The following is a 23,409-nucleotide window of genomic DNA, read 5'->3' on the forward strand; positions in this document are numbered from 1 at the left end:
TGAGAGAGATCCTTCCAACGAATCAACTCTCCGGACATCCCGGGGCGGTTCAGTCACATGGGGAAGGGCGGCAGCGAGAGGAAGCAACTGATGAGCAAGGAGGGACTGTGATGTCTGAAGATGCGTCGGTGAACACCGGCGCCGTCTGCTGGCCTGATGAAGATCAGGCATGGTGGGCGGTACGGAGGATGCAGACCAAGTTGCACTGCTGGGCGGCCGGGGAGTCCGACAAGGATTCCGGTCGCCGGTTTGATGATCTGTACAACCTGGTCTGTGACCCGGCGTTCTTGATGGTGGCGTGGCAACGCGTCGCAGGGAACAAAGGGAAGCGGACACCGGGGGTGGATGGGGCCACCGTGTCCCAGATCCGCCAACGGATCGGGGTAGAGGCGTTCCTGGGCGAGGTCCGTGAGCAGTTGAAGTCACGGAGTTTCGTCCCGGTCGAAGTACGGCAGGTGATGATCCCCAAGGCCAGTGGCAAGTTGCGCAGCCTGGGCATCCCGACCGTGACCGACCGGGTCGTTCAGGCCGCTTTGAAACTGGTGCTGGAACCCATCTTCGAGGCGGACTTCGAGCCGTGCTCGTATGGGTTCCGACCGAACCGGCGCGCGCAGGACGCGGTCGCTGAGATCCACCACTTCGCGAGCAAGTCGTACAAGTGGGTGTTGGAAGCCGACATCGAGGCGTGTTTCGACAAGATCGATCACGTCGCTTTGATGGACAGGTTCCGGCACAGGATCGGCGACAAGCGCGTGCTGGGGTTGGTCAAGGCGTTCCTCAAGGCCGGGGTGATGACTACCACCGGCACCCGCGAGGCGACGCACACCGGTACCCCGCAGGGCGGGATCTTGTCCCCGCTGTTGGCCAACATCGCGTTGTCGGTACTGGATGAGCACTTCATGGAGAAGTGGCGCCAGGACATGGGCAGCGAGGTGCAGCGCCAGCGTCGTCGTAGACGTGGTGAGGCGAACTACCGACTCATCCGTTACGCCGATGACTTCGTCATCGTCGTGACCGGTGAACGGGAGGATGCTGAGCGTCTGCGCGAGGAGGTGGCAGACGTGATCGCCCCAATGGGGTTGCGACTGGCACCGGAAAAGACTCGTGTGGTCCACATTGATCACGGGTTCGACTTCCTCGGCTTCAACATCCGACGGATGCGGAGACGTGGGAGCAACAAGTGGTTCGTGTACACCAAGCCCTCGGCCAAGGCGATCGCCACGGTCAAGGGAAGGGTGAAGGCGATGACCTACAGATCGACCCTGCACCGCGAACCCGGGTATCTCTTGGAGTACCTGGGTCGGGTGTTGCGGGGGTGGGCCAACTACTTCCGACACGGTGTGTCCAAGGCCGTTTTCGCTGGGATCGACTCCTACGCGTGGGAGCGGATCACCAACTGGCTGCGGAAGAAGCACCGGATCGGGTGGCCAGAACTCCGGCGCAGGTTCTGCCTGCCCGGAACCTGGAGGCTCGCCGCTGATGGCATCAGGTTCACGGGCGCAGCCAGCGTCCCTGTCGTTCGGTACCGCTACCGCGGCTACCGCATCCCGACGCCGTGGACACCGACAGGTGAAGCCGCCTGAACAGCAGCCACCTCGTGGAGAGCCCGGTGCGGTGAGAATCGCACGCCGGGTTCGGCGGGCGGTCCGGGGAAACGGACTCGGAGCAATCCGAGCACTGCGCCCCGGGCCGACCCAACTGGCACCACGTCTCGACCAAGCCCGTCGACCAGGGTGGACGTGGGCCGAAGGAGCTGACCGGGATGGTCGACCTGAGCCGTGACCAGCACGGACGCGTCCGCGCCCGGCTCCTCGCCTCGTCCCGGGACGATCCGGGAAGGCTTACGCCGACTGGCTCGCTGAGCGCGGTCAGGGGTTCCGCGCCGGTGTGAAGATCGCGGCCCTGGACCCGTTCCAGGGCTACAAGAGCGCGATCGATGACCAGCTCGAGGACGCCGTCGCAGTCCTCGACGCCTTCCATGTCGTCAAGCTCGGCACCGCCGCGGTCGATGAGTGCCGCCGCCGGATCCAGCAGGAGACCCTCGGCCACCGTGGCCGCAAGGGCGACCCGCTCTACGGCATCCAGAAGCTCCTACGCGCCGGTGCGGAGAAGCTCACCGACAAGCAATGGACCAGGTTCGAGAACGCGATCGCCGCCCGCCTCGAGGAGCACCTGGTCGTCTACGTTGCGTCGTGCGCCCAGCAGCTCCGCTCGGCCTACCGCCACCCCAACACCGCCGAGGGCCGCAAGATCGCCGAGAAGGTCCTCGCCACGTTCGCGTCCTGCCCGATCCCCGAGATCGCCCGCCTGGGCCGCACGTTGAAGCGCTGGCGGCAGGCGTTCCTGGCCTACTTCGACACCGCCCGCTCGAACAACGGCGGCACCGAAGCCATGAACGGCCTCATCGAGCTCCACCGCGTCGCCCGCGGGTTCCGCAACCGCGAGAGCTACCGCCTTCGGATGCTGCTGATCGGGGGCGGACTCGCCAGCCCCCACCTCAGGTAATAAGAGCCTGATAACCGGGCTCATCCGCGCATCGACCGCCATCCCGGTAGCGCGCTTCCCGAGGCTTGTCGTGGTGCGCCTGGGCGCTGCCATGGCTCTCAATCACGACAGATCCGAGGGGCACCCCAGAACCTCTACCAGACCCAGGCGATTCACTTGCAGAGCTGATCCCCGAGGGACTGCTGGCGGGCCACCGCACCACCGGAGAACAGCCTCAGCCGCGCACTCGGCGAAACCGCGGCAGCAGCGAGTCCCCGGGCCACCCCTGGGCGCGACCGTGCCATTGACCAACTACTGGTCCTCGGGGTCGCCGGCGATCCCGCAACCTGAGCAACCGTCACGTCGCGATTCCCTGCTTCGGCGTGATGGGAAGCCCGAGGCACCTGAGTCCCACCTCAGTGATCTTCCGGGCGGTGTCCGCCCGGGACCTGGTCGGTAGGGCGAGGTGGCTCACGGTGAGCCGCACCAGGGCTTCGGCGGCGTCGGACACCTCATCCGCCCGCAAACCGGCCACGTGGGAGGTGAGCCACCGGGCCAGGGAGCCGGACGCGAGCTCCAACAGCTGCGCAGACGTGGTGAGGAGGGGGAGGATGCCCGTGGCGGGTGGTGGGGAATCGCGGTTGGAGATCAGGACCGCTCTAAGCAAGGGACTGTTCTCGGCCTCCTCCAGCACGAAGCCCACCGACGCCGCGAGGCCGCTTGAAGCGTCGGAGCCGTGATGCGCGAGCACGTTCTCGATGCCCTCGATGAAGCGCGCCGCCTCCCTCAGGACGACGGCTTCCCCCAAACCGGGCTTGTCGCCGAACTCCTTGTACAGCAGTGCGCGCGAGACGCCGACCGCCTCGGCGATCTCGCCCATGCGCACCCGCTCCCAGCCCCGCTCAGCGATCAGGTCATGGGCAGTCTCCAGCACCGCTGCACGAACGTGCTCGCGATAGCGTTCTCGCATGGAGGGGGACGACATGGTGGACAGAGTATCGACAATGTCCGACTGCGGACACGCGTCAACTGGGCCGCGTGATGACATTCTCAGGGCGGTGCCTTAGGTTTGAACAAAAGTCACTAGTTGTCTCCAGAAGGAAGCCTCATGGTCAACTCGAGCGACACCGAAGTGGTCGAGTACCCGCACCGACGCGGCGGCCACTGCGGCTCCGGAGCCATGCGGGACCTCCTGGAGTGGGCCGGACTCGGTTGGGAGGGCCCCCCTGACGAAGGCCTTGTCTTTGCCCTGAGCGGCGCCTTGGATCTCTCCTACGTCAGGGACGCGGCACTCATGCCACCGGTATACCTCGTCGGGCGGGGAGGCGACCTGGAGACGGACCTCCCGACGCGACTGGGCGCCGAGGTCTCCGTGCATGCGACGGACGACCCACAGGAGGGCTGGGCGTGGGTGCGCGACGCCGTGCGCGAGGGCCGTCCCGCCTTGGTGTGGGCCGACATCGCGGAACTTCCCTACCTCCGCGTACGCCTGCAGATGAGTCGCCACGACATCGTCGTCATCGGTTATGACGACGAGCAGCAGGTCGCGCACGTCGTCGACAACGACCGGGAAGAGGTGCAGCTCGTGCCCTACCCGGCACTGGCCCGAGCCCGGTCCTCGCAGGGGTTCCCGGTCCCGACGCGTCACACCTACTTCGACATCGCCTGGCCCGACCGGCTGCCCGACCTGTCAGAGATCGCGCAGGCGGCGTTCGCCCAGGCGGCGGCTGCGATGACTAGCTCCACCGGCAGCTCTATCGTCACCGGAAGGGATGCGGCGGTCGGGGCCACCGGACTGGCCGCCGTCGACCTCTTCGCCGAGGACCTCGCTCGATGGCCAGAGGTCTTCCCCGACGACATCCTGGACCTGGTCCTCCAAGGACTCAGCGCCTTCGTCGAGAAGGCCGGCACCGGCGGCGGGCTGTTCCGCCGACTGCTCTCCAGCGGCGCCGCCGACATCGCGCGCCTGACCGGGGACGCGCGGGCGAGCGAGGTCGCCGCCGCTGCGCACCTGTGCGCGGAAACATGGTCCCTCATCGCGTCGCTGGCCCGTCAGGACGGCCCAGCACGAGAGCGCGTGGAGCAGGCAGCTCGCTCGGCCGCCGTACTCCCCTCGCTCGAGCGGGACCTCGTCACCGCCCTCGAGATCGCGGGGGCGCGCCAGAACCTCGGGACCGCCACCTGATGAGGGGCAAGCTCGATCCTCGGCAGGCCCTGGCCCCGAGCCGGTTCGTCGACAGCGACCACCCTGACGTCCGGGACTTCACCGAGTCCGTCGTGGGTGGCATCCGGGATCCTCGAGAACGGACGGGACTGCTGTTCACCGCGGTCCGGGACCGGCTCCGCTACGACCCCTACAGCGTCACCACCGAACCCCCTGACTACCAGGCCAGCGCGATCCTCGACGGTGGCCCCACGTGGTGCGTGCCCAAGGCGGTACTGCTCACCGCGAGTCTGCGCGCTGCGGGGATCCCGGCAGTGCTCGGATTCTCCGACGTGCGCAACCACCTCAACAGCGCCGCGCTGCTGGAGCTGATGGGCACGGATCTGTTCGTGTTCCACGGGTGGAGCGCGGTGTACGTCGACGGCCAGTGGCGCAAGGGGTCGCCGGCCTTCAACTCCGAGCTGTGCCGTCGCTTCGGAGTACCCCCGTTGGAGTTCGACGGGTCGCAGGACGCGTTGCTCCATGCAGCCGACGGCGCCGGCCGACGTCACATGGAGTACGTCCGCGAACGGGGCATGTTCGTGGACCTGCCGTTCGACGGCCTCATGGCAACGCTGCTGGAGACCTACGGTTCCGCCATGGTGCGCGGCTCCGACACCCCGCGCCCCCAGGATCCCCGCTTCCGGTCGTGAACGCCCATCTCACTGGAGGAGTCTCCCGTTGCGCGCCGCGCTCACCGCCTCGCCGCACCCGGCGCGGCCGGCGGCGCGGTCGACCTCGACGTGCCCCGCGGCACGGAACCACCTGCCCACGACCGGCTTGTTGAAGAGGCTGTCCTTGGCCGAAACCGTGGCACCCGCCACCTCGGCCAGCACCATCTCCGCGACCAGCAACGGGTCAAGGTGCGAGACGTGGTTGGCAGCCAGCACGACGCCACCGACCCCGGGAATGCCCTATGACCCGCGCCAGTCAGGCGTCGCAGCACCACCAGGGCCGCTTTGCAGACCGCCACTGCCAGCCAGTCCACGTCGGTCCTGGTGCGTCGATCCACGCCGCAGAGTCAAGGTCGGCCGCACCTCGGTGATCGTAGACACCAGAGGCCGGGACGCGGCGGCAAGCCAGCGGGACGGGCAGGGCCCACGACGATGCCGGCCCTCAGGAAGCGACGGCGGCCTCGAGCTCTGCTCGATCGACTCTCTCGCCCTGACTGATCAGCAGCTTGGCCTTCAGGAAGTCCCGCGGTCGGTTCACGCAGTCCGCGGCCAGCAGCCGTCCCTGCTGGAGGTAGTAGCAGGTGAAGTCGCGATCTCGAGAGGGGTCGCCCCTCACCACGAGCTCGTCGTAGCCGACATTCAACCCCGCGATCTGCAGCTTGAGGTCGTACTGGTCGGACCAGAACCAAGGCAGCGCTGCGATCGGCCTCTCCTTGCCGCACAGTGTCGCGGCGGCCGTCTTCGCCTGCTCCCCGGCGCTGGGCACGGACTCCAACCTCACGAGGCGGTCGTAGCGAGCCATCCGGTGGCTGGCACAGTCGCCGGCTGCGACGATGCGGGGGTCGCTGGTGCGAGCCAGGTCGTCGATCACGATCCCGTTCTCGACGTGCAGGCCAGCCTCGGCTGCCAGCTCGGTGTTGGGAACCAAGCCCACTCCGACGACGACGAGATCGGCCGGGATCCGCTCACCACCCCGCAGGACCACCTCACGCACGCGTTCGTCGCCGGCCATGGCGCTGACCTGGGCGCCCGTCCGGATCACGACGCCGGCGTCGCGGTGGACCCGCTCGTAGAACGCCGAGACCTCGGGTGCTGTGACCCGCTCCAGCACGCGCTCGGCGGCCTCCAGGACTGTCACGTCCAGGCCGAGAGCGCGCAGGGACGCGGCTGTCTCCAAGCCGACGTACCCGCCGCCCACGATGACGGCGTGGCTGCCGGAAGCCGCCGAGGCCCGGATCGACTCGACGTCTGCGAAGGTCCGAAGGTAGAACACCCCGGGCATGTCGATACCGGACACGTCCAGGGTGCGCACCCGGCCACCCGTGCACAGGGCGAGATGGGTGTAGCCCATCGTGGTGCCGTCGTTCAGCCCCACCTCCTGCGCGGCACGATCGACCTGCGTGACCGTCGACTGCACCAGGCGGATGTCGTGCTTGGCGTAGAACTCCGCCTTGCGCAGAGCGAGGTCTTGCAGGCTGCTCGTGCCGGCGAGGTAGGCCTTGGAGAGGGGAGGACGGTGATAGGGCAGCGCTGGCTCGTCGCCGACCACGACGACCTCTCCTGACCAGCCCTGCTGCCGCAGGCCGGCCGCCACCTGGACACCGGCGTGGCTGGCGCCGACGACCAGCGCCCTCCCCTCGGTCACGCCTGGGTCTTCGGCGTCAGGGTGACCATCAGCCTGCTGATGCCGCGCACGAAGTTGGACTGGACGTACTCAGGCTCTTCGACGACCTCGATCTTCTCGAAGCGCGGCAGCAGCTCCTCCCAGAGGATCTTGAGCTGCATCTCCGCCAGCCGGTTGCCCATGCAGCGGTGGACTCCGAAGCCGAAGGAGATGTGGTTGCGTGCGTTGCTGCGGTCGATGATCAGGTCGTCGGGCCGGTCGAAGACTCGCTCGTCACGGTTGCCCGAGGCGTACCACATGACCACCTTGTCGCCCTTGCGGATGAACTGTCCGTTGAGCACCGTGTCCTTCTTGGCGACCCGCCGCATGTAGGCCAGAGGTGTCTGCCACCGGATGATCTCCGAGACCGCATTGGGGATGAGGTCCGGGTTGGCCTTGAGCTTCTCGAACTGGTCCGGGAACCGGTTCATGGCGAGGATCCCACCGCTCATGGAGTTCCGCGTCGTGTCGTTGCCACCCACGATGAGCAGGACGAGGTTGCCCAGGAACTCCATGGGACGATCGATGAGGTCCTTGGTGTCCTCGTTGCGCTGCAGCATCGTGATCAGGTCGAAGCCAGGCTCTTCTCCCCCCGCCAGCCGCGCCTCCTTGTCGCGCCACAGAGCACTCAGCCCCTGCGCTGCGTCGACGAATCCGCGGAACACCTCGTCGTTGTCCGAGGGGCCGCCGTTGGCCTGCTCCATGGAGCTGGCCAGGTCCGACCACTCGACGAGCTTGCGGCGCTGCTCGTAGGGGAAGTCCAGCAGTGTCGCCAACATCCGCGCAGTCAGCTCGATGGAGACGCGGTCGACCCAGTTGAAGGGCTCACCGATCGGGAGGTCGTCCAGCACCTCTTGGACCCGCGAGCGGATCAGGCTCTCCATCTCGCGCAGGTTCTTCGGAGCCACGACGCCCTGGACGGCGGCGCGCTGCCGGTCGTGCTTGGGCGGGTCCATGGCGATGAACATGGCGACATCCATGAACCGCGGCGGCTCGCCGATGATGATGAACGGCTCAGCCGAGAACGTCTCATGGTCCTTGTCGACCGCGATGATGTCAGCGTGGCGGGTGACCGACCAGAAGGGACCGAACGGGCTGTTGGCCTGGAAGTGGACGGGAGCCTCGTTGCGCACCCGCTCGAAGTACGACTGCCACTTGCCCTGCCGGTAGAGGAACGGGTTGCTCAGGTCGATGTCGACCAGGGCAACCTGCTCCACGGGGGGGATCGGCTTCTCGACGAAGATCTTCTGCCCGTTGGTCCGGGTCACGAAGCGACGCGCCCGGTCGTACAGGTGCGCCCCGCGGATCTGCATGCTCATGGGGACGATGGACTGAGCTCGCTCGGTCATGGCGTCGGTCACGGTGGTCAGGGTCGTCATGGTGCGGTGTTCCTCTCGACAGTCACAGCTGGAACTCGGGGAGCCGGACGACGAGGCCGTCCAGGCTGTCGCTCAACCGCATCTGGCACGACAGCCGGGAATTCGCCTCGCGCTCGGGGTTCATGGCGAGCATCTCTTCCTCCACGGGACCCGAACGGCCGACCTGGTCGATCCATCCGTCCTCGACGACCACGTGGCACGTACCGCAGGCGGCTTCGCCGCCGCAGTCCCCGTCGATTCCAGGAACCATGTTGTCGACGGCGACCTGCATCAGCGAGACACCCTCTTCCAGTGGTGTCTCGTGCTTCTCCCCGTCGTGGGAGATGAAGGTGACAACGGACATGAAGAAACTCCTTGGTAGACCGGCCCTCAATCCTGTGTCTCCCCGTCAGGCTGTGGCTATGGTCACCTACGTCAACATATTGTGATTTCGGCTCAGGAGGTGCAGTGAGAGTTCCCGAACCCGGCGTGCCTCCGCTGGCGTTCGTCCAGCTCCTCAACAGCGACGCGCTTGAGCCCAGCGCCGTCGCGCACTTCCGTCGGATCATCGAACTCCAGGGCACTTCGGAGGTCGAGCTGGTACAGCGCGACCGGCAAGTGCCCATCCGATGGTTCCGCGAGGTCTACCCGGACCTCGACCCCGACGGTGCTACCTACCTCGGGCTCGCTTTCGCCGAGAAGGCCCAGCTGACCTCGTTCGGCCCGCTGAGCCTGCCCTTGGTCAGCGCTGGCTCGGTGGACGAGATCTTCCAGTTGCTGGGGTATCTGCCCGTGATCTCCGGCGCTCTTCGCCCTCACTTCCACCCGGGCGAGCACGGCTTGACAGTGGGGCTGAGCGGTCAGACCGGCGATCCCGATCTCGACTGCCTGGTCATCACCTACGGTGGTGCGGCGCTGCTTCGACTACTCGACCTGCTGGCCGGCCCGCTACCAGGGGTGACGTTGCAGCTGGCATGGCCTGCCCCCGGAGTTGTGGAGACTCGCACCGACCTGATGAGCGAACGGTTGGACTTCGACGCGCACACGTCCTTCATCGACGTGCCGGCCGAGGCCCTTCGTGTCCGCTGCCGGTTCCCGGACCCGGTCGCCTACGGCTTGGCCATCGCCGAGCTGCGCCGCATGCTCGACCGCAGTACCAGTGCCACCAGCGTGACGGAGCGGGTGCGACGACTGCTCGAGCAGGACCCAGGACGGTCGAGCAGCCGGGACATCGCCGCACTCCTCGACGTCTCCACCAGCACCATGAAGAGACGGCTCGAGGACGAGGGCACGACATTCCGTCAGGTCCGACAGTCCCTGCTGCGCGAGAGAGCCATCGTGCTGCTTCTCGACCACTCCCTGACGATCAGTCAGATCGCGGTCGATCTCGGCTATGGCGATCCTGGGAACTTCTCCCACGCCTTCAAGCGCTGGACCGGGCAGTCGCCGAGCGAGTTCCGCAACGTGGGGCGCCTCGGACCAGGGGGGTCGGCCGTCCTGAGCGGGAGCGGCCGCCCTTAGCTCGGCGCACTCGGCGCCACGTCTACGACCGGAGCGGGCTATCCGCGAAGCGGCGACAGGCGAGGCGCATCACGTGGTGACCAGTCGAACGGGGAGTCTGGTGGGCCCGCGCAACGAGCTGTTGGTCGACCATGTCGGGTCACCGGACAGCTCGATCCTCGAGACGCGACCGAGGAGCTCGGTGAGCACGACATGGGCCTCCATCCGAGCGAGCGGTGCTCCGACGCACAGGTGTGCGCCGTGCCCGAACCCGACGTGCATCCTGGGGTTGCGGTCAGCCCGATAGGTGTCGGGCTCCTCGAACGCCTCGGGGTCCCGATTCGCAGCACCGAAGGACAGCAACACCCTGGACCCTCGCGGGATGGTGACACCGGCGATGTCGTAGTCAGCGCGCGTGTAGCGGTACAGATTCTGGATGGGGCTGGAGAACCGCAGGTGTTCCTCGATCGCCATCGGGACCAGACCAGGATCCTGTCGAACGCGGTCGTACTCCTCCGGATTGCGAGCAAACGTCTCGAACATCCCGCCCAGCAAGTTCGTCGTGGTCTCGTTACCAGCCACGAGGAGCAGCATCGCGATCATGAACAGGTCGTTGCCGGTGAGAGCACCGTTCTCACTGTGGTTCATGAGTCGACCGAGAGCCGAGTCAGACTCCCGAATCCTCCCAGCGTCGAACTGCTCGGTGAAGTACCGCCGCAGGGACGCCAGGCCTGTCGCGGCATCTCGTGCGTGCCGGATGCCCAGCGGCGTCGCATTCGCGTCCATGATGCGCACCGTCGTCTCCGACCATCGGCGGAAGTCGTCGAAGTCGCCATCGGAGACACCCATGATGTGAGCGATCAGGCTCATCGGTAGCGGAGTGGCCAGTGTCGTCATCACGTCCGAGCCGGGAGCACGCACGAGTTCGTCGACCATCTCGGAGGCCAGCTTCTCCGCCATCGCGCGCCAGGAGGCCATCGCACCTGTGGTGAACATGGGCTGTATCTGCTTGCGTAGCCGGGCGTGCTCCTCGCCGTCAGTGAGGACGACGAGCGGCGCCTGGATCCGTAACCGGGTGACCCCCTGACTGCTGGTCACCTTGTCGGTGGCTCTCAGTGTGGCGCGGACGTCGTCGAGGCGCGAGAGGACCCACATGGCCCGACGCGGGTTGTAGTGCACCCGCCCCGTCTCATGAAGGCGTCGATACGCCGCATGCGGCTGGGCCGCCGTCCGTGGATCCAAGGGATCGTAGTCGGTATTGACCGCCCCCACCCAGCCGCGACGGCCGCGGATCACGGTGCGCGCGGCACCCTCGAAGTTCAGCCATGCTGCAGTCCCACGGGGTGGCCGCCCCCGATAGACGGAGGGTGCGGGGCGCGTCGGCCGAGGCGCCACTTGTCGCTCTGTCCGGATCGGCGTGCTCCATAAGACGTTTGGCCATCTCCGCTCACCGCTTGAGGACGCGATTGAGCCAGCTGGCTTCCCGAGCCGGTTGGTGGTGGCGGGGCACCACTGGTCTGCGGAGGAGGTCCGCACCTGGTTGGCGTGTTGGCCGCAGCCGGTCCAGGTGGACCTTCTGCAGGTGCGGCATGTCGTGGCACGGCGCATGGTGTGCTCCTGTTCTCGAGGGTCGGTGGTGCGACGAGGTGTGGGTTCAGCCGGTGCGAAGGTAAAGATCACCGCGACCATGACGGCACCGGCGGCGAGGATCACGCGCCCGGGATGGGCCAGGGAGCCGACGATGGCGTCCTTCGGGTTCCCGACGCTCGTAGTGCTCCTTGGCGGAGGCGAGCAGGAAGACGGTGTGGTCCATCGCAATCGCGAAGATCATGACGAAGGAAGTACGCCGGCCGCGGGTCGTGGGCGCCGCGGCTGGACGTGCCTCAGGCCAGGGCGAGGAAGAGCTTCTCCATCTTCTTGACGTCCACGCCGTCGAGACCCTCGTTGGACTCGGTGAGGCAGTGCTGCAGCCCCGTGGCAACGATGGCGTAGCCAGCACGGGAGAGTGCCTTGTTGACCGCGGCGAGTTGGGTGAGGACAGACTCGCAATCGGAGCCTTCCTCCATCATGCGGATCACGCTGGCGAGGTGGCCGTTGGCGCGCTTCATACGGGTGATGATCGCCTTGATCTCGGTGGGCTCGAGGTCCATCAGGCCTGCCCTCTGTTCTTGGTAGAAGCGATAGGGGCAGCGGCGACGGCCGACAGGGCCGTAAGGAGTCGCGCCCGTGCGTCCTCGGAGACGGCACGCAGCGCTTCGCTCGGCTCGGCGACGAACGACGTCATCATCGCCGGGTCGAAGGCCTCGACAACCGTGGCTTTCTCTCCCACCGAGCGGACGACGACGTTGCACGGCAGCAGCGCCGCGATGGACGGCTCGGCCTGCAGTGCCTGGTGGGCGAGCTGCGGGCGGCAGGCGCCGAGGATGACCTGGGGGGCGATGTCGACGTCGAGTTTGGTCTTGAGGGTCGACTTCAGGTCGATCTCGGTGAGCACGCCGAAGCCTGCCTCGGCGAGCTGCTCGCGCACGGCATCCACCGTCTCCTCGTAGGTGCGCTCCGTGGTGATCGCGAGCGTGTAGTCGGCCATTGTCCTGCCTTTCGTTGGTCTCTTGGTGGCCCTTCCAGGGGCTTCGTCCGCCAACTGTACAACCCCCCCGGGGGTTGTGCTAGCCTGCGTCTCGAACCCCCCGGGGGGTTGTGTTGTTACAGGTTCGATCAGCCAGTGAAGGAGTCCCCTCCATGCGTGAGACCACCGTCGACCAGCTCGCTGCAGCGCTCGATCAGGGCGCGCCTGTCATCGACGTCCGCGAGCCTGCGGAGTTCCGCGAGGGCCACGTGCCTGGTGCGACCAACATCCCGATGGGCCAGCTGACCGCCCGCCTGGGCGAGATTGACCCGAACCGACCGGTGCACGTGGTGTGCGCCTCGGGCAATCGCAGCAGCGCGATGGCCGACGTTCTGACCGCCAACGGCTTCGACGCGATGAATGTCGCCGGTGGCACCAGAGCCTGGATCCGCTCCGGGCGACCGATCGAGAAGTGAGGCGAACATATGACTGACGACACCACCACCGAGACACCCGCGCCGGCCTCGGCGACCGAGGAGGCGCAGCAGCGGCCAGCCGACGGGCTGACCTTCCGGACCCTGGAGACGCCGTCCCTCGGCGACCGCACCTACGTGGTCCACGACGGTGAAGTCGCCCTCGTGATCGACCCGCAGCGCGACATCGACCGGGTGCTGGAGGTGCTCGAGGCCGACGGGGTCCGACTGACCCACGTCTTCGAGACCCACATCCACAACGACTACGTCACCGGCGGCCTGGCCCTCGCGCAGACAACCGGAGCGGCCTACCTCGTCAACGGCGAGGACGACGTGTCCTTCGACCGCACCCCGATCGCCGACGGCGAGGTCGTCGAGGTCGGCGACCGCATGCGCGTCCGCGCGATCGCCACCCCCGGCCACACCTTCACCCACCTCTCCTACGCGCTCTCGGTCGACGGGCCCGACGGGCCCGACGGGCCCGACGGCGAGGAGCCGTACGCCGTGTTCACCGGCGGCTCGCTGCTCTACGGCGCCACCGGCCGGCCGGACCTGCTCGGAGAGGAGCACACCGACGCCCTGGTGCGCCACCAGCACGCCTCGGCGCACAAGCTCGCAACCGAGCTTCCCGATGAGGCTGAGGTCTACCCGACGCACGGGTTCGGGTCGTTCTGCTCGGCCACGCAGTCCGATGCCACCGCCTCGACGATCGGCGACGAGAAGCGCTCGAACCCGGTCCTGACCCAGGACGAGGAGACCTACGTCGGCGAGCTGCTGGACGGACTCGGTGCCTGGCCGGCGTACTACGTGCACATGTCACCGGCCAACGCCGCCGGTCCCTCCGCGCCCGACCTCTCCCCGGTGCAGGAGGCCGACGCGACCGAGCTGCGGCGCCGGATCGAGGCGGGCGAGTGGGTGGTGGACCTGCGCAATCGCAAGGCCTTCGCCGCCGGGCACGCCCCCGGCACCTTCAACTTCGGTCTCGACGGTGCCTTCTCGACCTACCTGGGCTGGCTGATCGAGTGGGGCACCGCCGTGACGCTGCTCGGCGAGACCGCCGAGGACGTAGCCACCGCCCAGCGCGAGCTGGTCCGGATCGGCATCGACCGGCCCGCAGCCCAGGCCACCGGCGGACCGCAGGACTGGAGCGACGGCGAGCTCAGCAGCTTCCCCACCGCCACCTTCGCCGATTTGGCGCAGGTGCGTCACCACCGCGACGTCGTGGTGCTCGACGTGCGCCGCGCCGACGAGTACGAGGGTGCAGCGATTGCCGGGGCGGTCAACATCCCGATCCACGAGCTGCCCCGTCGCGTCGGCGAGGTGCCGGCCGGTGAGGTGTGGGTGCACTGCGCCAGCGGTTACCGCGCCTCGGTCGCTGCCTCGTTCGTCGCTGCCGCCGGCCGCACCCCGGTTGCGGTCGACGACTCCTTCGAGAACGCCGAGAAGGTCGGTCTGCACCTAGTGAGCCCCGAAGATGACAGCACCGACACGACCGACGGCGCCGACGGGCCCGACGCCTGAGATGACACTGCTCCTCGCCGTCGTCGCCGGCGCGCTCATCGGCCTGTCCCTGGGGGCACTCGGTGGCGGCGGCTCGATCCTGGCCGTGCCGGTGCTGGTGTACCTGCTCGGCCAGTCCGCCTCCCAGGCGACCACCGGATCACTGGTGGTCGTCGGCGTCACCTCCCTGATCGGGGCGATCGCCGCACACCGCGCAGGCAACGTGCTGCTCGGCCGCGGCCTGGCCTTCGGCCTGGTCGCGATCGGAGGGGCGATGGCGGGAGCAAAGGCGTCAAATCTGGTCTCCGAGGACGTCCTGTTGGCCGCCTTCGCCGCCCTGATGCTGCTGGTCGGCGGGATGCTGGCCTGGCGCCAGCTACGCCACGGTCGCCGAGACGACCCTAGGCACGCCGCGCGGCCAGCCCTGGACGACCCGATCATCACGTTCAGCCCAACATTCGCCTGCCAGTGCCCCCGGGCGCTCAAGGTACTGGTGACCGCCACCGTCGTCGGGACCTTGACCGGCTTCCTGGGCGTGGGCGGCGGTTTTCTCGTCGTGCCCGCCCTCCTGCTCGCCCTCGCGCTGCCGATGGAGTACGCCGCCGGCACCTCGCTCGTGGTCATCACCATCACCAGCGCCGCCGCCCTGGCCGTCCGGGCCGGTGCCGGCGTCCCGCCGGACTGGACGTCCGTCGCCGTCCTCACCGCGATGTCGGCAGCAGCAGCCGTCGCGGGGGCCCGTCTCGCCGACCGTGTCAGCACCAACCGGCTCCAGGGCGCCTTCGCGGTCCTGGTCCTCGGCGTCGCCGTCTACACGGCCGCCCGCGCCGTCCCCGCCCTCCTCTGACCACACCCCATCGCTCACCCCTCACCGAACGGAACTTCCATGAGCACCACCACCGCCCCGTCGAAGGGCGCCTCCCGCGACTTCACTCCCGGCTTCCGCCCCGGACCCCTGGGCCGTCTCGGCCTCTGGGTCACCAACCACGCCAAGCTCGTCACCGGCGTCTGGCTGCTACTGATCATCGGGCTGGGCGCCTTCGCCCCCCAGGTCGAGCACAACCTGTCCGGCGCCGGCTGGCAGGCCGACGGCTCGCAATCCGTCGCCGCGCGCGAGCTCGCCCAGGAGAGCTTCGGCGGCAACGCCTCCTCCGCGATCCAGGTCGTCGTGCACTCCACTGACGGCCCCGTCACCGAGGGCCCCGGCGCCGATGTCCTCGCCCAGGTGACCCGGATGCTCCAGGCCGAGCCCCGCATCGCTGAGGTGATCGCGCCGATGCCCGGCGCGACCATCAGCCAAGACGGCAGCACCGCGATCATCCTCGCCGGCGCGGGTGCCGACACCAACGAGATGGTCCGTGTCGCCACCGACCTCAAGAGAGACCTCCAGGACCTCTCGGTCGAAGGCATCCAGGTCAACCCGACCGGCTCCTCATTGCTGTGGTCGGACTTCAACGAGGCCAACCTCGAAGCGATGCTGAAGTCCGAGATGGTCTCCTGGCCCGTCACCATGGCGATCCTCGTGCTCGCCTTCGGCGCCCTCGTCGCCGCCGGCCTCCCCCTGATCCTGACCCTCGCCGGCCTCGTCGCCTCCGCCGGCTCACTGGTCCTCATCAACGAGCTCGTCCCGGTCTCCATCTGGGCGATGAACTTCGCGATGATGTTCGCCCTCGCGCTCGGCATCGACTACGCGCTCTTCCTCGTCGTCCGCTACCGCGCCTCCCGCATGGGCTCCGGCAACTCCGCCCGCCAGGCCGTCGCCGAGACCATGGACACCGCCGGCAAGGCCGTGCTCCTCTCCGGCGCCACCGTCCTGATCTCGCTCTCGGCCGTGATGCTCGTGCCGTCGCCGTCCTTCCGCTCCATGGCCGGCGGGATCATGCTCTCGGTCGTCTTCGTCCTGGCCGCCACCCTCACCCTGCTACCGCTGGTGCTGTCCAAGCTCGACCACAAGATCAACAAGCTGTCCCTGCCCTGGGTCAAGACCGGAGAGCACCGCTCCCCGAAGTTCGCCGCGTGGGGCGAGCGGCTCTGGAAGCACCCGGTCGTCTGGGGCCTGAGCGCGCTCATCGTGCTGCTCGCGCTCGCCGCCCCGATCATCGGCCTCAAGACCGCCATGCCGTCAATCAAGGTCCTGCCCGAGGACGCCAGCGCCCGCATTGGCTATGACCTGGTCCAGGAGTCCTTCGGCGAAGGTGCGCCCGGCACGCTCCACATCGTGATGAAGGACGCCGACGCCGACGCCGCGAGCACCGTGCTCGCCTCCGACCCCGGCATCGCCGGGGCGATGCCGGCCATGCCGGCGGCCGACGACAGCGGGCTGGTCCTCATCCAGGCCGTCCCGACCGTCGACCCCTCCGACCCCGCCCTCAGCGACACCGTCGACCGGCTGCGCGCCGACCTGCCCGAGGGCGCACTCGTCGGAGGCGCGGCGGTGGAGAACCTCGACCTCAAGGCCCAGCTCGACGACTCCACGCCGCTGGTGATCGGGGTCGTTCTCGTGCTCGGCTTCCTGCTGCTGCTCGTCGCGCTCCAGGCGCCGCTGATCTCGCTGCTGGGCACGCTGGCCAGCCTGCTCTCGACCGCCGCCGCCTTCGGCGTGGCCCGTCTGGTCTTCCAAGAAGGTTTCGGCGCCGACTTCTTCGGCTTCGAGAGCCAGGGCTTCCTCGACGCGTGGGCGCCGGTGTTCTTCTTCGCGATGATCTTCGCGATCGCGATGGACTACACGGTGTTCCTGCTGGCCTCGGCCAAGGAGCACTACGAACACTCCGGCGACCCGAAGGACGCCATGGTCGGCTCACTGGCCCACTCCGGAAGGGTCATCTTCGCCGCCGGCGCGGTCATGGTCGCGGTGTTCTTCACCTTCGCGCTCTCCGGCCCGCTTCCCCCGAAGGAGATGGGCATCGTGCTCGGCGTCGCCGTGCTGCTCGACGCCTTCCTCGTGAGGCTCGTGCTGCTGCCGGTCATGCTGCGCCTTACCGGCAAAGCCGCCTGGTGGTCGCCGGCCTGGCTGCGACGTGTGCTGCCGACCATCACGTTCTCGCACGGCTGATCGCCCCTCGACCGCCGCGGCGTGTCCCCCCTACGCCGCGGCACGTGGTCCGAGCGCCCGTCCCCACGGTTGTCCGGACCACACCTCCCATCCCAGCCTCACCACCCTCACCTCTCCCGCACCATCACCTCGAAACGAAGGAGTTCCAACATGTGCCGAGCAGTCAGCTGCAAGAAGTGCGGCAAGACCACCTGGGCCGGCTGCGGCCAGCATGTCGACCAGGTCCTCTCCCGCGTCCCGCGCGCCGACCGATGCGCCGGCCACCCCCGCGAGGCTGGCATCGGGTTCTTCAGCCGCCTCTTCGGAGGCAAGGCATGAATCTCGACCGCGCCGTACTCCTCCTCGCCGGCACCATGACCCTGCTCAGCGCCCTGCTGGTCGCCCTCGTGTCACCGTGGTGGCTGCTGCTGACCGCCTTCGTCGGGCTCAACCTGCTCCAGTCGTCCATCACCGGCTTCTGCCCCGCCGCCGTCATCTTCCGCCGACTCGGCGTCAGCAACGGGTGCGCCTTCCGATGAGCGACGAGCGCGCTGATCACTGGGATGCCGTCTTCGCGTCGCGCGACCTCGACAAAGTGTCGTGGTTCGAGGAGACGCCCACCCACTCCGTGGAGCTGCTACGCCGACAGCCCGGCTCGGTGGTCGACATCGGGGCCGGCGCGTCCAGGCTCCCCGACGCGCTCCTGACCGACGGCCGCGACGACATCACCGTGCTCGACATCTCCCACGAGGCGGTCGCAGTGACGCGCGAACGTCTCGGCTCCGCGAAGGGCCGGGTCACCTACGTCGTCAGCGACGTCCTCTCCTGGAAGTCCGCGCGCACCTACGACGCCTGGCACGACCGCGCCGTACTCCACTTCCTCACCGCTCCGGCCGACCAATCGGCGTACGTCGACCTGGCCGCCCGCACCCTCTCCCCCGGCGGTTTGCTCGTCCTGGCCACCTTCGGCCCTGACGGACCCACGTCCTGCTCGGGCCTGCCAACGGCCCGGCACTCAGCCGACGACCTCGCCGCCCTCTTCGCGCCCGCCTTCACCCTCACCCACGCCGAAACGCGGATCCACCACACTCCCGACGGCTCCGAGCAGCAGTTCACCTGGGTCACCGCGCGGCGAACGGACGACTCTCATTGAGCTCCGCGACTCCACCGGGCTTCGTCGCGACGTGGAGCCAATCTAGAAAGCGGCTCACATCTAGATCAATCTAGGCGCTCCCTCTCAGCGTGGGACGCCCAGAGCAACCAGCAACCCGGTAGCCTGTTACACATCCGGTACAAACAGCCGGCCAACCTCGACGTTTGCGCAGGTCAGCATGGGTCAGTCAGTCAGTACTACGACATCTGACCGGTCCGGTGGTCGAGCCTGATCCGACCACCGCCGCTCGCTCGTAGCCGAGAACGGCGCCTGCTCCTCGGAGCAGGCGCCGTTCTTCGTTCCGAGGGTCACCGGCTGGCAGCGACGCTCAGGAGAAGAAGCCGTCGACGCCAATCACATACTTCGCGCACTTCTCGCCGTAGAGGTCGACAGTGAATGTCGCGGTTCCGCCGTCGTCGATCGTGCCGTCTTGCTCAGTGAAGGAGCTCCGGTAGCTGACCAGGTCGTTCCCTTCGAAGCAGTACATCGCGACACTGTAGGGGCCGTCGGTCGAGGCGCCGGTCTCGTTCGTCGCGGACCCGACGATCGCGCCGCCGACGAGGTTCACCTCGTTGACCTTCAAGGGAGCGGTGTTGAAGGAGCTCGTGTCGACGGGGACGGTCTCGACGGCGAACTCGTACTGGGCGTTCTGCGGGATCGCGCTGGCGTTCTCGAAGTAGATGTAGCCCAGGCCCACCTCGCCTGGCGCGACCTGAGCCGGGATCGTGCCCTGGCTGGATCCCGTTCCGACGATGGAGCCACCGCTCCGACCGGTCGCGGTCCAGTCGACATGGGAGATCCCATCCGCGGTGTTGTTGCGGAAGGCGAACAGGAGGACGCCCTGCTCGGTGTCGAGGGGGCCGACCTGGACGATGGAGACCTCTCCCGCCTCGCCCTTGCCGAAGCGCGGGCTCGCGGTGCCGCCTAGGAGGCCGGAGGCATTGAAGGCGAGCGGCTTGACGTCCGCGCCATCGCCGGTCGGGGCCTCATCGGCCGCACTGCCTGCTGCGGGTGTGGCTGATGTCGCTGCGGGGGTCGCCCCCGCCTTCTGGAGGTCGTTCGCGGACGAGCAGGCGCTGAGTGCCAGCAGGGACGTTGAGGCTACGGCTGCAGCAACGCGCAGGAGGATCTTCATGGACCGCAAGGTAGGTAGGACGTCCGAGTCATTCGTGGCGTTCAGCCACTGCTCCCCCAGCTCGACGCGTCCGGGCCAGCCGCCCAGGAGACGCCGGCTGGCTATCTGCTCCAGTTCTTCTTCTGGGCCGGGAAGGTAGCCCGGATGTGAAGGCTGGTCGCACCTGACTGCTCGCTACCGACACCCAGCTCGAACCCGAGCTTTGAAAGCGCGTTTCCCAGCGATCCATCGACCGAGTAGGTCCGGTTGCTCCGGATGTTGATGCCGACCTCCGTCGCCCCGTTGTCGAAGACGCTGCTGACAGCGGCCGAGAATCCGGGCTCGTCAGGCCAACGCAGGGGGCGTGGATCGCGGGGCATGCTGCCGGCGCCGTCGTGCCGGAAGTCGAAACCGCTGTTCTCCACGCGCTCTTGAGCAAGATCTCCGCCGTGGCCCCTGATGCGCCCCCGGATCCCTCGTCGGCGCGACACCTCGCGGAACGTCTCGCAGGTGATCGATGCAGCGCCCAGCGTGTTCATGATCCGGATGGCCTCGTTGTAGCGGTCCCGCAACGACCAGTCGTCGAACTCACCGAAGGGGACGAGAAACGGGCCGGCCTCGCTACTGCGCCTCACGTAGACCAGGGAAGGCCGGATGACTCCGTCCGTCGAGCGGACTCCCTGGGCGGCGGCCAGGGGCTCTTGACGCAGCTCGACTCGCCCCTTCAAGGCCGTGGGCTCCTCCTCGTAGAAGGCGACAAGCTGACTCACTGCGGCTCCTGTCCCGACGAACGACATGTCCCGCCCGACCCTAAGGCCGAGTGCCGAGCAAAGCCCGCGCCGCTCCGCGACAGCACTGCCGTCCTCTCGGGATCCTCGAAAGACTCGGAGGTCGGACGCACGGTACGGCCATGAACGACGAGATCTCCACAACTGGCTTCGACGCCGACGAGCCGACTCCACAGAGTCCGGGTTGGCGACCTGATCCGGAGAACCCGAAGGTCCTCCGCTACTGGGACGGCGAGCGGTGGCTCGACGCCACCGCAACGATCGGCGAGGCGCCTGTGGCTCGTCGCCGCTGGCAGCGTCGCACGAAGGTCGGGGTCGCGGTCGCCATCGCGATCGTCCTGGCGGGTGGCACGTCGGCAGGGCTGGTCGCCAAGCATCGGAGCGACGAGGCCGCCGACCGACGCGAGCGCGCTGCTGCGAAGGCCGCCGCGGAGCGGCGCCGAGTCGAGGCGGCCAAGGCGAAGGAGGAGAAGCGAGTCGCCGACGCGCGAGCGGCCCACCTCGCCTGCACGACGGCGATCACGCCGCTCATGGACTCCTTGCGGGACGTCGACTCGCGGCTCGACGTGGGCCTCTCGCAGCCCGACCTCTCGGAGATGGTCGGCGAGGCGTCGATCGCCTATGGCCGCACCGAGCTGACGGACGTCCCCGCAGACTGCCTTGACGCCGGCGTCCTGCTGGAGAAGGCGTTGAACCTCTACACCCGCACCGTCTCCGAGTGGAGCGACTGCATCTCCGACTTCGACTGCGATGTCGACACGGACATCCTCGAGCGCATGCGGTGGCGCTGGAGCAAGGCCGCCGAGAGCGTCATGGAGGCCCGTGCCCTGGTGACCGGCCTCGATCCGGAAACTCCGTCGGGCACCGACACCACGAGCTCCTGAATCTCCTCGAGCAGCCGGGGCGAATCGCCTGCGCACATCGCGGGCGAACGAGATGATGACCGCCGACCCACGCGAGGAGGCTCGGTGCCCTCAGGACCAGGACGCGATCAGGTGGCGGCCATGAGCCGCCTGGCGCGCATCATCAGCGTGCTCGACGACGCCGGCGCCGTCGGAGTCGAGGCCCCACGGCTGCTCGAGGTCGCCGGGTTCACCGGCACCGGGGCGCCGCAGGATCAGCTCGGCGCGGACCTCCGCCGCCTGCGCAAGCAGGGCTGGAGCATCGAGAACGTCGCCGGCCCCGGCATGCCGGCCCGCTATCGGATGGAGACGCGGGACAACCGCCTGCAGGTGCGGCTGACCGACGGGCAGCGCGCCGCGTTGCATCGGGCGATGATCCTGGCGGATCGGACCGACCTCGCGCGCCGGCTGGGCGTCGAGGCGTCCTCACTCCCCGAGGGCGTCGGCTCGACGATCGTCCCCCGGCGGGCGGTCGAGCTGCAGCGCGCGCTCGAGGCCGTCCGGATGCGCAGCGTCATCAGCTTCTCCTACAAGGGATCCCCGCGCCGCGTGCATCCGGGAGCCGTGCGCTTCCAGAACCACCAGTGGTACCTCAGCGGCGTCGAGGACGAGCAGGAGGTGCTCAAGCACTTCGTCGTCGGCCGCATGTCCGACATCCAGCTCGCCGCCCCGGGGACGTCACGCACGGTCGAGGTGATGCGTCGGATCCCGTTGCACCCGCTCCTGTGGGAGGTCGACCCGGCCGTCGAGGTGGTGGTGCGGACGACGCGGCACTACGAGTCGGACGTCGTTCGCTGGCTTCGAGCGCCGGTCGCTCGGGTCGAGCACGGCGAGGGCCCGGACGCGACGCTCGACCTGACCTACCGCATCACCCATCGCGCCGCCTTCCGCGCCCGGATCCTCGTGCTGGGCTCGCGCGTCTGGATCGTCGGCCCGGACGAGATCCGCCACGAGATCGTCAGCGAGCTGCGCACGATGGCGGGTCTGTGATGACTGCCGTCCCCCACTTCGTGCGCCGGCTGTCCCGGCTGCCCGAGATCGTCGACCTGCTCTCCTCCTACCCGGCCGGGCTGACCGTCGGAGACCTGGCTCGACGGTTCGACGTCGACCCCGACCAGCTCGAGCAGGATCTCGTCGCCTACCTCGATCTCGAGTCCTGGGGCTGGGGACATGACGTGTTCCGGCCTCCGGTGCTGGAGTTCGTGCACCCCGAGGACGATCCGGACGCTCCGGTGGAGATCGCGGAGTCGGTCGTGCGCGTCGTCGGCTCCGGCACGACCGGCCTCGGCGTCGAGCACCTCACCGCGGGCGAGCTCGCGGTCGTCTACACCGCAGGGCGTGCCCTCCATGACCTCTCCCCGGACGACGACCTGGCCTCAGCGCTGGCCGTCCTGGTCGAGACGATGACCGGGGACGCCACTGCCGGAGCCGAGGACTCGCTGCCGGCCTACCGCAGCGAGGTGCTCCGCCGTCTCCAGGATGCCGTGGCGCGGCGTCAGAGGGTCCGGATCGGGTACTCCCGGGCCTGGGAGGCCGGTGTCGGCACGCGGGAGATCGACCCGCTGCGGCTCGTCCAGACCCGACGGGGCTGGGAGGTTGACGCCGGCCCGGTCGGCCCGCTGGGCAACCTGTGGACCTACCTGCTGGCGAACATCCGCTCGGTCGAGCCGCTCGACGAGACCTTCGACCCGCCGGACCGCCTGGCGTCGAGGCTGGAGGCCCAGCGGGCCACCACCACGGTGCGCCTGGAGCTGGCCCAGGACGCTCGATGGGTGGCCGACATGTACGCCGAGGAGGTGCGGGTCGAGTCCGAGAACGCCGAGACCTTCACCGCCTCACTGGCGCTCCTGCCTCCGATCGGCGAGCGCGTCGGCCTCATGCTGATGGCGAGCGGCCCGGCGGCACGGGTGCTCGAGCCGCGGCACGCGCTGCCGGAGGCGATGGGGTTCATCGAGCGGCTCCTGAGCCACCACGAGGGCCCGCCGCCGTCAGCCGGGTGA

23 protein-coding genes and 2 pseudogenes are annotated in these 23,409 nt (G+C 68.3%); 15 read left to right on the plus strand and 10 right to left on the minus strand.

Annotated features, from left to right (window positions below):
- Positions 1-128: 128 nt before the first annotated feature.
- Together ltrA and ACZDWJ_RS18340 are read left to right on the plus strand one after the other, a co-directional pair.
- The gene (gene ltrA, locus ACZDWJ_RS18335; protein ID WP_463523387.1) at positions 129-1,583 is read left to right on the plus strand and encodes a group II intron reverse transcriptase/maturase; all 1,455 of its coding nucleotides are present in this window, start codon (positions 129-131) and stop codon (positions 1,581-1,583) included.
- A 244-nt stretch (positions 1,584-1,827) separates the two neighbouring features.
- Positions 1,828-2,505: pseudogene (locus ACZDWJ_RS18340) on the plus strand (ISL3 family transposase); the annotation flags it as partial.
- 337 nt (positions 2,506-2,842) lie between these two features.
- Here the strand turns inward: ACZDWJ_RS18340 and ACZDWJ_RS18345 are convergent.
- Positions 2,843-3,469, minus strand: a complete 627-nt coding sequence (locus tag ACZDWJ_RS18345; protein ID WP_242532473.1) for a TetR/AcrR family transcriptional regulator — start codon at positions 3,467-3,469, stop codon at positions 2,843-2,845.
- Positions 3,470-3,592: 123 nt separating this feature from the next.
- On the opposite strand from ACZDWJ_RS18345, the gene ACZDWJ_RS18350 reads away from it, so the two are divergent.
- The gene (locus ACZDWJ_RS18350) at positions 3,593-4,669 is read left to right on the plus strand and encodes a BtrH N-terminal domain-containing protein (RefSeq protein WP_166191383.1); all 1,077 of its coding nucleotides are present in this window, start codon (positions 3,593-3,595) and stop codon (positions 4,667-4,669) included.
- The gene (locus ACZDWJ_RS18355) at positions 4,669-5,340 is read left to right on the plus strand and encodes a transglutaminase-like domain-containing protein (protein ID WP_166191380.1); all 672 of its coding nucleotides are present in this window, start codon (positions 4,669-4,671) and stop codon (positions 5,338-5,340) included. Before ACZDWJ_RS18350 ends, ACZDWJ_RS18355 begins: the two co-directional genes overlap by 1 nt.
- 9 nt (positions 5,341-5,349) lie before the next feature.
- On the opposite strand, the gene ACZDWJ_RS18360 is transcribed toward ACZDWJ_RS18355, so the two are convergent.
- The 4 genes and pseudogenes from ACZDWJ_RS18360 to ACZDWJ_RS18375 form a co-directional block, all read right to left on the minus strand.
- Positions 5,350-5,577, minus strand: coding sequence for a 1-acyl-sn-glycerol-3-phosphate acyltransferase (locus tag ACZDWJ_RS18360; protein ID WP_242532474.1), 228 nt, complete (start codon positions 5,575-5,577; stop codon positions 5,350-5,352).
- 226 nt (positions 5,578-5,803) lie between these two features.
- Positions 5,804-7,006, minus strand: a complete 1,203-nt coding sequence (locus tag ACZDWJ_RS18365) for an FAD-dependent oxidoreductase (RefSeq protein ID WP_166191377.1) — start codon at positions 7,004-7,006, stop codon at positions 5,804-5,806.
- Between the two features lie 11 nt (positions 7,007-7,017).
- A pseudogene (locus ACZDWJ_RS18370) lies at positions 7,018-8,403 on the minus strand (cytochrome P450); the annotation flags it as partial.
- A gap of 22 nt (positions 8,404-8,425) precedes the next feature.
- Positions 8,426-8,746, minus strand: coding sequence for a 2Fe-2S iron-sulfur cluster-binding protein (locus ACZDWJ_RS18375; RefSeq protein ID WP_166191373.1), 321 nt, complete (start codon positions 8,744-8,746; stop codon positions 8,426-8,428).
- Between the two features lie 104 nt (positions 8,747-8,850).
- On the opposite strand from ACZDWJ_RS18375, the gene ACZDWJ_RS18380 reads away from it, so the two are divergent.
- On the plus strand, positions 8,851-9,903 hold the full coding sequence (locus ACZDWJ_RS18380; RefSeq protein ID WP_166191371.1) for a helix-turn-helix domain-containing protein: 1,053 nt from the start codon (positions 8,851-8,853) through the stop codon (positions 9,901-9,903).
- A 69-nt stretch (positions 9,904-9,972) separates the two neighbouring features.
- On the opposite strand, the gene ACZDWJ_RS18385 is transcribed toward ACZDWJ_RS18380, so the two are convergent.
- From ACZDWJ_RS18385 to ACZDWJ_RS18395, 3 genes are all read right to left on the minus strand, one after another.
- A complete protein-coding gene (locus ACZDWJ_RS18385; RefSeq protein WP_463523392.1) occupies positions 9,973-11,061 on the minus strand; it encodes a cytochrome P450 in 1,089 nt (362 codons plus the stop codon).
- Positions 11,062-11,765: 704 nt separating this feature from the next.
- Positions 11,766-12,032 carry a metal-sensitive transcriptional regulator gene (locus tag ACZDWJ_RS18390; protein ID WP_278255464.1) on the minus strand — a complete coding sequence of 89 codons (267 nt, stop codon included), beginning with the start codon at positions 12,030-12,032 and terminating at the stop codon, positions 11,766-11,768.
- The gene (locus ACZDWJ_RS18395) at positions 12,032-12,469 is read right to left on the minus strand and encodes a DUF302 domain-containing protein (RefSeq protein WP_463523395.1); all 438 of its coding nucleotides are present in this window, start codon (positions 12,467-12,469) and stop codon (positions 12,032-12,034) included. Before ACZDWJ_RS18395 ends, ACZDWJ_RS18390 begins: the two co-directional genes overlap by 1 nt.
- Positions 12,470-12,621: 152 nt before the next feature.
- Between ACZDWJ_RS18395 and ACZDWJ_RS18400 the strand changes: the two genes are divergently transcribed.
- The 7 genes from ACZDWJ_RS18400 (at position 12,622) to ACZDWJ_RS18430 (ending at position 18,605) form a co-directional block, all read left to right on the plus strand.
- A complete protein-coding gene (locus ACZDWJ_RS18400) occupies positions 12,622-12,924 on the plus strand; it encodes a rhodanese-like domain-containing protein (RefSeq protein ID WP_463523397.1) in 303 nt (100 codons plus the stop codon).
- A gap of 9 nt (positions 12,925-12,933) precedes the next feature.
- On the plus strand, positions 12,934-14,442 hold the full coding sequence (locus ACZDWJ_RS18405; protein ID WP_463523399.1) for a rhodanese-like domain-containing protein: 1,509 nt from the start codon (positions 12,934-12,936) through the stop codon (positions 14,440-14,442).
- A gap of 1 nt (position 14,443) precedes the next feature.
- Positions 14,444-15,268 carry a TSUP family transporter gene (locus tag ACZDWJ_RS18410; protein WP_463523401.1) on the plus strand — a complete coding sequence of 275 codons (825 nt, stop codon included), beginning with the start codon at positions 14,444-14,446 and terminating at the stop codon, positions 15,266-15,268.
- Positions 15,269-15,307: 39 nt separating this feature from the next.
- On the plus strand, positions 15,308-17,473 hold the full coding sequence (locus ACZDWJ_RS18415) for an MMPL family transporter (protein ID WP_463523403.1): 2,166 nt from the start codon (positions 15,308-15,310) through the stop codon (positions 17,471-17,473).
- A gap of 150 nt (positions 17,474-17,623) precedes the next feature.
- Positions 17,624-17,791, plus strand: a complete 168-nt coding sequence (locus ACZDWJ_RS18420; RefSeq protein ID WP_169741828.1) for a hypothetical protein — start codon at positions 17,624-17,626, stop codon at positions 17,789-17,791.
- On the plus strand, positions 17,788-17,991 hold the full coding sequence (locus ACZDWJ_RS18425) for a YgaP family membrane protein (RefSeq protein ID WP_030485876.1): 204 nt from the start codon (positions 17,788-17,790) through the stop codon (positions 17,989-17,991). Before ACZDWJ_RS18420 ends, ACZDWJ_RS18425 begins: the two co-directional genes overlap by 4 nt.
- On the plus strand, positions 17,988-18,605 hold the full coding sequence (locus tag ACZDWJ_RS18430) for a class I SAM-dependent methyltransferase (protein ID WP_463523406.1): 618 nt from the start codon (positions 17,988-17,990) through the stop codon (positions 18,603-18,605). Before ACZDWJ_RS18425 ends, ACZDWJ_RS18430 begins: the two co-directional genes overlap by 4 nt.
- A 328-nt stretch (positions 18,606-18,933) precedes the next feature.
- Here the strand turns inward: ACZDWJ_RS18430 and ACZDWJ_RS18435 are convergent, their stop codons facing one another.
- Complete coding sequence (locus ACZDWJ_RS18435; RefSeq protein WP_463523408.1) at positions 18,934-19,740, minus strand: hypothetical protein; 807 nt, start codon at positions 19,738-19,740, stop codon at positions 18,934-18,936.
- A gap of 101 nt (positions 19,741-19,841) precedes the next feature.
- Positions 19,842-20,516, minus strand: a complete 675-nt coding sequence (locus ACZDWJ_RS18440; protein ID WP_463523410.1) for a hypothetical protein — start codon at positions 20,514-20,516, stop codon at positions 19,842-19,844.
- 113 nt (positions 20,517-20,629) lie between these two features.
- On the opposite strand from ACZDWJ_RS18440, the gene ACZDWJ_RS18445 reads away from it, so the two are divergent.
- The 3 genes from ACZDWJ_RS18445 (at position 20,630) to ACZDWJ_RS18455 (ending at position 23,409) form a co-directional block, all read left to right on the plus strand.
- Positions 20,630-21,391 (plus strand): DUF2510 domain-containing protein, encoded by a 762-nt coding sequence (locus ACZDWJ_RS18445; protein WP_463523412.1) that lies wholly within the window; start codon positions 20,630-20,632, stop codon positions 21,389-21,391.
- Between the two features lie 120 nt (positions 21,392-21,511).
- Positions 21,512-22,399: a helix-turn-helix transcriptional regulator gene (locus tag ACZDWJ_RS18450; RefSeq protein WP_463523414.1), complete on the plus strand. Its 888-nt coding sequence runs from the start codon at positions 21,512-21,514 to the stop codon at positions 22,397-22,399.
- Positions 22,399-23,409 carry a helix-turn-helix transcriptional regulator gene (locus ACZDWJ_RS18455; protein WP_463523416.1) on the plus strand — a complete coding sequence of 337 codons (1,011 nt, stop codon included), beginning with the start codon at positions 22,399-22,401 and terminating at the stop codon, positions 23,407-23,409. The genes ACZDWJ_RS18450 and ACZDWJ_RS18455 overlap by 1 nt, the downstream gene beginning before the upstream one ends.

The sequence above is a fragment of the Nocardioides sp. B129/18 genome, from assembly GCF_055282735.1.

Coding starts and splice junctions, on each gene's coding strand:
- ACZDWJ_RS18435 (WP_463523408.1), bottom strand. CDS start 19,740: ATGAAGATCCTCCTGCGCGTTGCTGCAGCCGTAGCCTCAACGTCCCTG.
- ACZDWJ_RS18450 (WP_463523414.1), top strand. CDS start 21,512: ATGAGCCGCCTGGCGCGCATCATCAGCGTGCTCGACGACGCCGGCGCC.
- ACZDWJ_RS18410 (WP_463523401.1), top strand. CDS start 14,444: ATGACACTGCTCCTCGCCGTCGTCGCCGGCGCGCTCATCGGCCTGTCC.
- ACZDWJ_RS18425 (WP_030485876.1), top strand. CDS start 17,788: ATGAATCTCGACCGCGCCGTACTCCTCCTCGCCGGCACCATGACCCTG.
- ACZDWJ_RS18440 (WP_463523410.1), bottom strand. CDS start 20,516: ATGTCGTTCGTCGGGACAGGAGCCGCAGTGAGTCAGCTTGTCGCCTTC.
- ACZDWJ_RS18375 (WP_166191373.1), bottom strand. CDS start 8,746: ATGTCCGTTGTCACCTTCATCTCCCACGACGGGGAGAAGCACGAGACA.
- ACZDWJ_RS18430 (WP_463523406.1), top strand. CDS start 17,988: ATGAGCGACGAGCGCGCTGATCACTGGGATGCCGTCTTCGCGTCGCGC.
- ACZDWJ_RS18400 (WP_463523397.1), top strand. CDS start 12,622: ATGCGTGAGACCACCGTCGACCAGCTCGCTGCAGCGCTCGATCAGGGC.
- ACZDWJ_RS18350 (WP_166191383.1), top strand. CDS start 3,593: ATGGTCAACTCGAGCGACACCGAAGTGGTCGAGTACCCGCACCGACGC.
- ACZDWJ_RS18405 (WP_463523399.1), top strand. CDS start 12,934: ATGACTGACGACACCACCACCGAGACACCCGCGCCGGCCTCGGCGACC.
- ACZDWJ_RS18390 (WP_278255464.1), bottom strand. CDS start 12,032: ATGGACCTCGAGCCCACCGAGATCAAGGCGATCATCACCCGTATGAAG.
- ACZDWJ_RS18415 (WP_463523403.1), top strand. CDS start 15,308: ATGAGCACCACCACCGCCCCGTCGAAGGGCGCCTCCCGCGACTTCACT.
- ACZDWJ_RS18445 (WP_463523412.1), top strand. CDS start 20,630: ATGAACGACGAGATCTCCACAACTGGCTTCGACGCCGACGAGCCGACT.
- ACZDWJ_RS18455 (WP_463523416.1), top strand. CDS start 22,399: ATGACTGCCGTCCCCCACTTCGTGCGCCGGCTGTCCCGGCTGCCCGAG.
- ACZDWJ_RS18395 (WP_463523395.1), bottom strand. CDS start 12,469: ATGGCCGACTACACGCTCGCGATCACCACGGAGCGCACCTACGAGGAG.
- ACZDWJ_RS18420 (WP_169741828.1), top strand. CDS start 17,624: ATGTGCCGAGCAGTCAGCTGCAAGAAGTGCGGCAAGACCACCTGGGCC.
- ACZDWJ_RS18345 (WP_242532473.1), bottom strand. CDS start 3,469: ATGTCGTCCCCCTCCATGCGAGAACGCTATCGCGAGCACGTTCGTGCA.
- ACZDWJ_RS18355 (WP_166191380.1), top strand. CDS start 4,669: ATGAGGGGCAAGCTCGATCCTCGGCAGGCCCTGGCCCCGAGCCGGTTC.